This is a genomic window from Oceanispirochaeta sp., from assembly GCF_027859075.1.
In the GTDB taxonomy this organism is placed as follows: Bacteria; Spirochaetota; Spirochaetia; order DSM-2461; family DSM-2461; genus Oceanispirochaeta.
The window spans coordinates 1-10,442 of the sequence record NZ_JAQIBL010000148.1; the positions used below are offsets into that span (position 1 = coordinate 1).

The 10,442-nt window shown below is 44.3% G+C and carries 7 protein-coding genes; 1 reads left to right on the forward strand and 6 read right to left on the reverse strand.

All coding sequences use genetic code 11. From position 1 onward, the window contains the following. Positions 1-324: 324 nt before the first annotated feature. The 6 genes from PF479_RS08400 to PF479_RS08425 all read right to left on the reverse strand — a co-directional run bounded on the left by PF479_RS08400 (position 325) and on the right by PF479_RS08425 (position 9,114). Positions 325-2,313 (reverse strand): ABC transporter ATP-binding protein, encoded by a 1,989-nt coding sequence (locus PF479_RS08400; protein WP_298004848.1) that lies wholly within the window; start codon positions 2,311-2,313, stop codon positions 325-327. Beyond that, complete coding sequence (locus PF479_RS08405) at positions 2,303-3,133, reverse strand: ABC transporter permease (RefSeq protein ID WP_298004851.1); 831 nt, start codon at positions 3,131-3,133, stop codon at positions 2,303-2,305. Before PF479_RS08405 ends, PF479_RS08400 begins: the two co-directional genes overlap by 11 nt. Continuing rightward, positions 3,130-4,071, reverse strand: a complete 942-nt coding sequence (locus PF479_RS08410; protein WP_298004854.1) for an ABC transporter permease — start codon at positions 4,069-4,071, stop codon at positions 3,130-3,132. The genes PF479_RS08405 and PF479_RS08410 overlap by 4 nt, the downstream gene beginning before the upstream one ends. A 24-nt stretch (positions 4,072-4,095) precedes the next feature. Next, entirely contained in the window at positions 4,096-5,604 is a 1,509-nt protein-coding gene (locus PF479_RS08415; RefSeq protein ID WP_298004857.1) for an ABC transporter substrate-binding protein, read from the reverse strand. A gap of 370 nt (positions 5,605-5,974) precedes the next feature. Beyond that, entirely contained in the window at positions 5,975-6,652 is a 678-nt protein-coding gene (locus PF479_RS08420) for a peptidoglycan DD-metalloendopeptidase family protein (RefSeq protein WP_298004860.1), read from the reverse strand. Between the two features lie 11 nt (positions 6,653-6,663). After that, complete coding sequence (locus PF479_RS08425) at positions 6,664-9,114, reverse strand: radical SAM protein (RefSeq protein WP_298004862.1); 2,451 nt, start codon at positions 9,112-9,114, stop codon at positions 6,664-6,666. 387 nt (positions 9,115-9,501) lie between these two features. Between PF479_RS08425 and PF479_RS08430 the strand changes: the two genes are divergently transcribed. Next, a complete protein-coding gene (locus PF479_RS08430; RefSeq protein ID WP_298004865.1) occupies positions 9,502-10,269 on the forward strand; it encodes an ABC transporter substrate-binding protein in 768 nt (255 codons plus the stop codon). Positions 10,270-10,442: the final 173 nt, after the last annotated feature.

The following is a 10,442-nucleotide window of genomic DNA, read 5'->3' on the forward strand; positions in this document are numbered from 1 at the left end:
CACTTTTTAAACAGTGTGACAAAATTTTCCTTTTAGCAAAGGAACCACAACCTAGCCATCTACTGCCTTATGAAAAATCCAGGACTGTCTTTTTTATATTCATGGAGGAAGTTCTTCAGAGATTGAATGTGCTTAAGAGAGCTTCCATGAAAAAAGGGTAAGGAGTTGTTCAATTTTGCTCTTTGCAACAGAGTGAATTAACTGTTACGATTCACCAACCATGGTTACAGTGCTTTCTCCATCTTGTGAAATGAGAAGAATTCCTTCGCTGCCCTGTGTGATGAGGTCCCTGACTTGTTCGAATTGCTCATATCACCCTTTCTGTCAGAGTTCATCACCGGGAATATGACAATATAAATAATGACTGTCCGACAGCACAATTTTCGGAGGCGCCTGGTCTTCGCAGATTTTTCCCACTTGCCTGTGGCACCGCCCGGCGAAGGGACAGCCCCTGATGATCTTTGTCGGATTGGGGGGCGAACCGGAAAGCCGGATCTGTGTTTTGGACAATGAGGGATCCACATCGGGAACAGCGGATAGCAGCGCTGCCGTATAGGGGTGATAGGGGCCACTCACGACCTCCTCACGCGTTCCATATTCGCAGATTCTGCCCAAATACATCACGATGATGTAATCACTGATAAAATTAATCACGTTCAGATCATGGGAAATAAAAATGTAGGAAGCTCCAGATTCATCCTGCAGATCTCCCAGCAGATTGAGAACCGAAGCCTGTACCGAGACATCCAGGGCCGATGTGGGCTCATCACAGATAAGAAGATTGGGTGATATGGAGAAAGCCCGGGCAATGGCTGCCCTCTGCATTTCTCCCCCGCTTAACTGGGTGGCCTTGCGGTACAGGTATTCTTCACCAAGATCCACTTTTTTCAGAATCTCCACAATCCTGTTGCGTCTTTCCTTTCTGGAACGTATACCCAGCATTTTTTTCATCGGCCGACCGATAATCTGCTCCAGGGTAAATGAAGGATTCAGACTCCTGCCGGGATTCTGGAAGATCAGCTGGATTTCTTTTAAAACATCGGGACTTCGTTTTTTCCATGTAAAACCGATCTCTTTACCGTCAAAAAGGATCCTTCCTTCAGACGGTTTAAGAAGCCCGCTTATTGTGAGTCCCAGGGTACTTTTTCCGCACCCTGACTCGCCGACAACACCGAGAACCTGGTTTTTTCCAAGATGGACGCTTACACCGTCCAGAGCCCGGACTTTCCGGGAGCTGCTCCCGTAATGTTTTTTTAAATTCTGAACATCAAGAATGGCTTCATCAGAGTGGCTTGTATTCCTTGGAGTGATCTTTTCCGGGGCTAAAGTATCAGGAATATCTTCAGCATAGGCCCGGTCACAGGCTGAGTAGTGTCCCCCTTCCCGCATTTTCATTCCATATTTTTCTACACAACCGGGAACTTTCTTGGTACACCGGCTTACAAAGGGACATCCTGTCTCCTCGGCAGATCTTCTCGTCACATATCCGGGGATTGTATTGAGTCTGACTTCATCCTTAACGATCCCCGAACGGGGCATACAGTTTATAAGTGCCCGGGTATAGGGATGCCTGGGATGTCGGTACAGCATTTCCTGAGGACCTGTTTCTACAATTTCTCCCCTGTACATCACAGCAATCCGGTCGGCCACTCTATTGACTACCCCGATATCGTGGGATATGTATATGAAGGACATATTGTATTTTTCGTTCAGTTCCTTCAGGATATCAAATATAACAACTTCGGTAGTCACATCGAGAGCTGTGGTTGGTTCATCAAGGATCATTACATCGGGACGACAGAGGAGAGCCATGGCAATACAAATCCGTTGCTGCATGCCTCCGCTGATCTGATGAGGGTACCTCCTGGCAATACCTTCTACGTCGCCCATATACAAGTCAGACATGGCTTCTAGACTGGCTTTTCTAGCCTGCTTTTGTGTAAATTTACGATGCATCATTGTGACTTCATCAAGCTGGTAACCTATAGTCAGGGAAGGATTTAATGAGGAATAGGGGGTCTGATAGACCATGGCTATACGGTTCCCTCTATAGTTCATCATTTCTTTATGACTTTTATCCAGGAGATTTTCACCCATAAAACGTATCTCACCGGTTCGCAGGCTGTTAACAGGGAGATAATCCATAATGGAATAGGACAGGGTGCTCTTTCCGCAGCCCGATTCACCAATGATTCCCAATGATTCTTTTCGTCCAACCTTCAGGGATATATCCTTAAGGGCGACAACAGAATCAGTCAGAGTTTTAAATGCAACATTAAGATTTTTAATTTCCAGTACAGTTTCATTTTTCATGAATCATCACCTTGCTGATAAAATCGGAGAACATAGAGATGGCAATGACCAGAGAGGCAATGGAAAGAGTCGGATACAGTACCGCCCATGGAGCCATTCTGATGACCGATTTATTCTCGATAACCATCATTCCCCAATCGGGAGTCGGAGGTTGCAGTCCCACACCAAGAAATCCAAGAGAGGCTATCATCATGATGGAATAGGCAAAGCGGGCGGTGATTTCCACAATAATCGGACCGATGGTATTGGGAAGAATCTCCACAAACATGATGTAGAAATCCGATTCTCCCCGAATCCGGGCGGCATCAACATATTCGTTTCCCCGGCAGGTAAGCAGGGCTCCCCTGGCAACCCTGGCAGTGGCCGGGGTGTAGGCTATGGAAACAATTAGTGTGAGACTTAAAATTGAAGAATCTCCCAGTATTCCCAAAACGACCATGGAGAGAACCAGCGGAGGAATGGCCATGACAATGTCCATAATACGCAGAAAGATTGTGTCTATTTTTCCCCCGAAATAACCGGCGCTGAATCCAATGAGGATTCCCGCGATAGATGAGAAGAGACTGGTCATCAGTGCAACAGTTAGAATAGATCGGCTGCCAGCCACAATTCTCGAAAGGATATCTCTACCCAGAGTATCGGTCCCCAGGAGATGCCCGTTCTGTCCCGGCGCTGTCAACTGGCTTTCCATATCCATTTCTGTATATGAATAGGAAATCAGTTTGGGACCAATCAGTGCGGTGATAACCCAGAAGAACAGAATTATCAGACCGACTATTGCCATCGGGTTTTTTTTGAGCATAAGCATCAATCTTTTCATCGCTCCCCTCCTGAAAACCGAATTTTTGGATTTAAAAAAGCATAAAGTAAATCGGTCACTAGAGTGGAAACAACAAATACAAAAGTGATAAACAGAACAGATGCCTCAATAAGTGGGATATCCCTGGTTTTAATAGCCGTCATAGTCAGTGAACCAAGACCGGGAAATCCAAAAAGGGTCTCCACTACTATGAGCCCTCCGAATAGCCATCCCATATTCATCCCGATGATGGTTATTGTGGGAAGAAGGGCATTTTTTAAAGCATGGCGGAAAATCACATGCCGCCAGGGCATCCCCTTCAAGACTGCGGTTCTGACATAATCAGAGTTCAAGACACTGATCATAGAGGATCTCTGCATCCGGGAGACGTAACCGAACATGACAAAGGTGATGGATAGTGCAGGCAGGATTAAAATATTTAAATTCCCTACCAGGGTTTCACCGATGGGGATGATGCTGGTTATGGGGAGGAGGGGAATTTTTACCGCAAATAGGGTAATCAGGATGATTCCCGAGACGAATTCCGGTAAAGCCATGGTGGCTAACCCGAAAAATGAAATCACCGAATCGGTCAACTTTTCGGCTTTTACGCCAGCCAGAATCCCGAAAAACAGCGAAAGAGGAACATAAAAAATGAGGGCTGTTAAGGCTAGGATCAGGGAATGCCCCACCTTCCGCCAGAAGATGGTTTTTATCTGAACCCCCCGCATGTACAGAGATTCACCAAGGTCTCCCGTGAGGAACCCCCCCGCCCAGCGGGCATACCTTACGGGCAGGGGATCATCCAGTCCTTTAGCCTCACGTAGTGCCTTAAGAGCTTCGGGTGTCGCGCTTTGCCCCAAAGCAGTTTGAGCAGCATCCCCGGGCATAATTTCTGCAAGTATAAAAATCAACATAGACATGACAGCCAGGGTCACTAACATGAACCCCAGCCGCATGATTACTCTTTTAAAAAAACTCATTTATTTAAGGTAAGCGTATTTCAGTTGAGGCAGCATGGTTACAGGCTGACGGTAATCCTGAACCCGGTCGTTTAAGGGTACGAGATAGGGAACCTGAAGGTTAATCACCGTTCCTCTCTCAACAAAAATTTCCTGGAGTCTATCGTAATAGGACTGTCTGACTTTGGGGTCCACTTCGCTTCTGATTTTCGCAATAAGCTCATCCGCTTCGGGGTCATCCATGTGAGATTCATTCCAGGGGCCTTTAGATTCATAAGCGAGCATAAGAAGCATGGAAGGATCAACCCGAACTCCCCAGCCGGTAAGAAGCATTGGTGCGTTCATCCAGTATTGAGAAAGATAAATATCCCGGGGAAATCCCTTAAGTTCCAGATTGATTCCAGCCGGTGCCGCCAGTTCTTTCAAAGTCTGTGCGATGGCTGTTCCATAGGGGTGATCCGAAGCATAGTAGAGTTCGGTTGTGACTCCATCAGGATATCCAGCTTCTTTTAACAGTTCCCTGGCCTTATTGATATCCCGGCCACGAAAGGGAATCTCCTTATACTGGGCCAGTTTATTAACAATGGGAGTTTCGTTATAAAATATTCCTTCTCCGAGAACACCTTGACAAGCCTTGGCAAGAATTTCCGGATCCATGGTGTATTTCAATGCTAAACGGACTTTATTATCAGAAAAAGGTGTCCGATCTGCGGACATCGCGATAAAGCGTGATTCCTGATAGGGGGATACAACATTATATCCTTCCATTCCATCCAGTCTTCTTTTAATGATAGGAGAAACCTGAGGAACGATATCCACCTTCCCGGCTTCGAGAAGAGAGATGCTTGATTCGATATCGGGGACAAAATAGATCCGCAATTCATCAGATTTGGGTAGACCGGTCTGCCAGTAACCTGCATTTTTGGTCAGAAGCGCCGACTCTTTCAAAATCATTTCTTTCAGCTTAAAAGGACCGGTTCCCATAGGAGCGGTCTCTCCAAGAGTCTTGTAATCATAGTCAGAGGACAGCATAGCCATGTTATAGTCTGTGAAAATAAATGGAAACGTTGGTAGAGGAGACTTTAGAGTGATGACCAATGTATAGTCGTCTTTAGCCGAAACACTCTCAACCGCCTCAAAATCCTGGGCTTTCAAGTGACCGAGATCCGGATTCTGAGTCCTTTCTATTGTAAACTTTACATCCTGAGCTGTAAAATCGCTGCCGTCATGAAATTTGACTCCCTTTCGCAAATCGAATGTCCAGATTTTTCCATCAGGACTGCTCCATTTCGTTGCCAGAGCCGGAACCAGTTCTCCGGTGTTAGCATCCATTTCGATGAGGTAGTCATAAATGGAAGAATTCAGTGAAAAAGCCTGTCCATCCCATGCGCCGGGGGTAATGAGGTTCGGCACCTGTTCGGCCACCCGAATGATCATTTTGTTCTCAGTCTCCTGAGTTCCAGCGGCAAATAAACTGAGGCTGCTAACGAGAAGAAAACCCGAAAGGAATCCAATCATAGATAGTTTCATTATCTACTCCTTACTATTATTTTTTTTTGTCTGTTTATATTAATTATAGGGCTTTCTCAATTAATAACAACCATGATGACATTTGGGATGTCCTAATCAAGGCCCTCAAGGACTCGAAGAGATCAGCATCAGTCAATGGCTGAATGGTCTGTTAATCAAGAGGCCCGCTTTTAATTATAATACATCCGTACCACAGATGTCAAAGGAAGAAGGGTTGACGAAAATTATTATCAAGCCTTATAGAATTGCAAAATTTCAGGAAACTATCAGAACAGTCCTGGGAGATCCTGGCAGTCAATATTTCAGCAAATAGGAGAATTTCATATGTTTCATGACCTTAAGTTTCTATAAACTGCTGCGGTAGATGTCCTCAGGGGATAAGCCGGGAGGCCAGAAAAAGAGGGAAAGGGGAGGGACACAAGCGATCCATTTCCACAATTTCTTCTCCCCGGCAGTAACCCTTGAATTGCATTCCCCGGGAGAGGCCCTCTTCGGTCAGAATCTGCAGGTGTGTGTGGGTGAACCAATTCCCGTTGACTTCAAATTCTCCGATCTCTCCAAAGGATTCCCCCGCAGTGAGCCTCGCTCCCGGCTTTATTAAGCTGGCGGGATTCAAATGGCCGTAGAGTGAATAAAAGGTTTCAAAATCCGAACTGGAGTGTTCCAGCATAATAAATCCTCCATAGTTGCCGATACCTTCTTCAAAACCGGCATCTATCACGGTGGCATCAAGGGGACTGTGGAGATCAGTTCCTGCTTTCACGATTATATCGAGTCCCAGATGATAAAAACGTTCCTCTTTCACCATTTGTTGACAGGTGGAAAGAAGGGTTTTCCGGTTTTCAAGATAAGAGGATAACCCCCACTGAGAACTTCCATTCATCCTCCAGTCCAGTTTGCCCTGGAAGGCCCGTTGATCTCCCGGCGGGAGGTCGTCAAGGAAAGACCCGTCCACTGAAAGATCCAGAATGAGGGGTGTTGACTTCAGGTCGGGAAAGATCGGGCTGATTTTCAGCCGCTTGTTGAGAAGTAAATAGGGGTAGTCCATCTCCATTCTTCCTATACCCTGAAGCCTGTGGTATTTATTAGCCCGGGAACAGACATGACCGGTTTATTGTCCTCGTCGAAGATGATGCCTTCCGGCAGGGAAAAGTCGGCATCCAGTTCCTGATAATAATCCTGATCGTAGCTGTCCAATTTCATTATGACCTTCTCTCCCTCATAGCTGAATGAAGATGTTAAGCCATAATAGACTTCTCCCAAAGGAGTTTGGATGATATAGCGGGGTCCCTCCCTGCCGCTGCCTTCCCTTCTTATCTTGGATGCGATGTCAATGATGTCATACATATCAACCGGATGAGTTTTGTTCCATTCCCTTTGAACCGGATGTCCCGCTACATAAAGATGATGAAACTCCATCCCTGCCTGTCTGTAGTTGAATGTCAACTCCTGTATCAGATCCGGGTAATCATTCACTTCTCCGTATAATGCGGTATTGCAGTATACGGAGATGCCTTTATTGTTGAACTGACGGGTCAGTTTTTTATGGGTCACCTTTATTTCATCGGGATGCATGAACCAGCTCTCAATTTCAACCCGTAAAGGATTTGCTACGGTCAGACGGTTCAGCTCTCCCAAACGGTTGATGTGGGAATCCTGAAATCTTTCCGGGGCATAGTTGAAGCACAGGCTTCTTAAGCGTAGAGCGTTGACATGGGGAATTGATAAAAGAGTGGAGGCAATCCTTTCAATCGCATTGAGTTCGTCTGTAATTGTTCCCCTGGGTATGAGAACGACATCGCTGATGCTCTTTTTGTCTGCAATATAATCCAGTTCCTTCTGTGTGGCCTCCGTTGAAAGCTCCACCCGGGTTCTGTGAACCCTCTTAAGCAGACCACTCCCGGTATTGATAATGGATTCTCCATGTAAACGGGAACGGCTTTTTATGATAGACAATTCTTCGGGAAGATCTATGGGGAGTTGGGTTTTCGAGATTTTCAATGGACGGGAACCCATAAAATAGGATTCCTTTCCAATTTTAGCCATATACTGAATATCCAGAGTCCCTTCACTATTGACTCTGATGTTGGGAAGATCTTTCGCCAGGGGAGCGAAGGATTTAAAGTATTCAGGAGTGTAAGGGGTCCTGATCCAGAGTAAGTTCTCCTTGTCTTTGACAGGCTCTACCGCCCAGCCGCTTGTATACCATTCCATTTTTCCAATGGGGGTCGCCGTACATATTTTCGGAACACTTCTGTCTGAAAGATAGGCCCGTAAGTATTCGGCAATGTCTATTCCGTTGGAAAGAGGCGACCAATACACACTATTCCCATGTATCGGGCTGCAGGGGATATAGATATAGTGCATTTCGGCACCGGCCCCGCGCAGTAAGAGGAAGAGCTTTTGAAGCTCCGGACCTTGATCATTGCAATCCTGCAGAAAAGGGGTCTGGACATAGACGGATATACCGGAATTGACTAATTCACTTATAATCTCCAGGCTTTCCGGTGATACTTCATCTGGATGGATAAAATGTGTGGCTATTTCCATCCGCTTGCCATTTTGCTGAAGTTCAAGGTTCTTTTGCTTCAGGAATTTTAAATAGGATCTTTCATTTTTAAGGAATAAATTCGGGTAGTAGGCTACCGAACGTGTCGCCAGTCTCAGTGTTTGAACATGGGGTACCTGCATCAGTCCGTCTATGGCAGCTAATATGCTGTTTTTACTGAGGAATGGATCACCTCCCGTGATTACAATCTCTTTTATTCCAGGAGATGACTCAACATGGCTGATTGCCTTTTTTATCTCGAGAATAGTCGGGTTGGTTTCATTTCTGGACTCTTTGTGTTTGCGGAAACAGAATCGGCAGTAAACAGGACAGCTCATATTCAACAGGAAAATGACTCTGTTTTGGTACATCTGTTCCAGAAGGCCTTCATGAAACTGTCCAATCCAGGTATTTGTGTGGCCGACAGTGTCCAGTTCTTCGATAAAGGGCATATACTGATAGGCCACATTATCGGAAACCATCATTTGGCGGATCGTATGATAGGATAAGCGGACAGGATATTTTTCGATAACTTTTTGAAGATCCTCTTTTTGCTCCTCAGGAACGAACAGATTCGTTTCTTTAATCAACTGGTCTACGGTTTTTATGGAGATGTAACCCTTTTCGGTAATTACCACTTCAAGGAGTGCTACGAGAAAACGGGTAGGGAGTTGAATCTCCTTCAGATTGACAGGGGCTTTCCCCCCATTCATGACAGAAGAAAGTATTTCTTTTAAGAAAATGTCTGCATCCGAGAAATGGCAGGCCTTCATTAATTGCTGAAATCGTTCTTCACCGTTACCAGCACCGATAATCCCTACGAAGCTGCTGTCGGTGAGGGCTTCTGTTGCAAAGTATTCAAGAAAATTCATAGCTTTTCTTTTTAATTCTTTTAAGTCTATATAATATTCATTTTTTGAAAATTGAGCTTCTATTTTGTAAATACTCGTGTTTTTATTCATTTTTGGAACCAGCTCCTAACCATTTCGTTTTATTTGTTATACTTATTATTGCTTTGAATGCTATTGATTTCAATCAGTATCCATTATTATTATTCTTATAAGAATAATTAGTGTTGATATTAAATAAATCTGAATATAAGTATTATTGTGAGCTTAAAGTTGAATTAAGTCATAATAGATTGACATTATACTAGATAAATTGTTATAGTACTAAGCAAATATTATTTGTTTATTCTTCTAGGTGCTTTGTATTGTTGATTTAATAATTAGGACTCTAATTAAAATGAACCGAATGGAATATACAGGTAATAAAAAATGAAAGATTGCGTTTTACGGTTTTGATGTGGATCAGGATGGAAATGCAGTTAAATATTTGGAGTAGAAAAAATGAAAAGTAAAACATTCTTCGTGTTAGTACTGATGGTGTCGTGTTTGAGCATTAATGCATTTGCCCGCGGTCAGAAAGATGGTGATGGAGTTATTAAATTTGCAGGATCCGGCGGATATCCTCCATTCAATTTTATGACTGAGTCAAATGAAGTGGACGGATTTGATGTGGATGTGGCAAAAGAAATTGCCAGCCGCCTTGATATGGAGCTGGAATATGTTACCACTGCCTGGGATGGAATTATCGCAGGTCTGAGAGCCGGCCGTTACAACGGAGTCCTTGGAAGTATGGCCATTACTGAAGAAAGATTGAAAATCGTTGATTTTTCAGACCCTTATTATTACTCGGGAGCTCAAGTCATTGTACGCAAAGATTCTAATATCAAGGCACTAAGCGATATTTCATCGGCTTCACTTATCGGTGTAGTAAACGGTACTACTTTTGTTGATGACGTAGAAGGAATGGGAGCACAAGCCCGCCTCTATGAAGATGATAATCAGACACTTATGGAACTGCTGAATGGTAGGATTGATGCTGTCATCTCCGATCGTGTGGTTGCAGTGAACGCCATAAACAAAATTAAGGGCGGAAAAGATCTTGTCCTGACCGGTGAATTATTAAGAAAAGAGAAGTGTGCTATTGCTTTTCAGAAAGATGATCCTCTTACAGCTGAAGTCAATACCATCCTTGCTGAAATGAGAAAAGACGGAACCCTTTCGGAAATCAGTAAAAAATGGATTGACGGAATAGATATTACGAATCCGTAAATCAGGAGAGATTCATTGACTAATTTATTCCCCTGGAATTTATCAGTAGTGTTTACCAGGTTTCCTGATTTTTTTCAGGCAGCTCTGGTCACACTGGAAATAACCGCCGCAGGCATTGTCTGCGGTGTTCTTATCGGTTTTGTTTTTGCTTTGATGAAAGTCTCTTACAACAG

Bases quoted from the DNA above. Each gene is read 5' to 3' on its own strand.
- PF479_RS08400 (WP_298004848.1), bottom strand. From the start codon at position 2,313: ATGAAAAATGAAACTGTACTGGAAATTAAAAATCTTAATGTTGCATTT.
- PF479_RS08405 (WP_298004851.1), bottom strand. From the start codon at position 3,133: ATGAAAAGATTGATGCTTATGCTCAAAAAAAACCCGATGGCAATAGTC.
- PF479_RS08410 (WP_298004854.1), bottom strand. From the start codon at position 4,071: ATGCGGCTGGGGTTCATGTTAGTGACCCTGGCTGTCATGTCTATGTTG.
- PF479_RS08415 (WP_298004857.1), bottom strand. From the start codon at position 5,604: ATGAAACTATCTATGATTGGATTCCTTTCGGGTTTTCTTCTCGTTAGC.
- PF479_RS08420 (WP_298004860.1), bottom strand. From the start codon at position 6,652: ATGGACTACCCCTATTTACTTCTCAACAAGCGGCTGAAAATCAGCCCG.
- PF479_RS08425 (WP_298004862.1), bottom strand. From the start codon at position 9,114: ATGAATAAAAACACGAGTATTTACAAAATAGAAGCTCAATTTTCAAAA.
- PF479_RS08430 (WP_298004865.1), top strand. From the start codon at position 9,502: ATGAAAAGTAAAACATTCTTCGTGTTAGTACTGATGGTGTCGTGTTTG.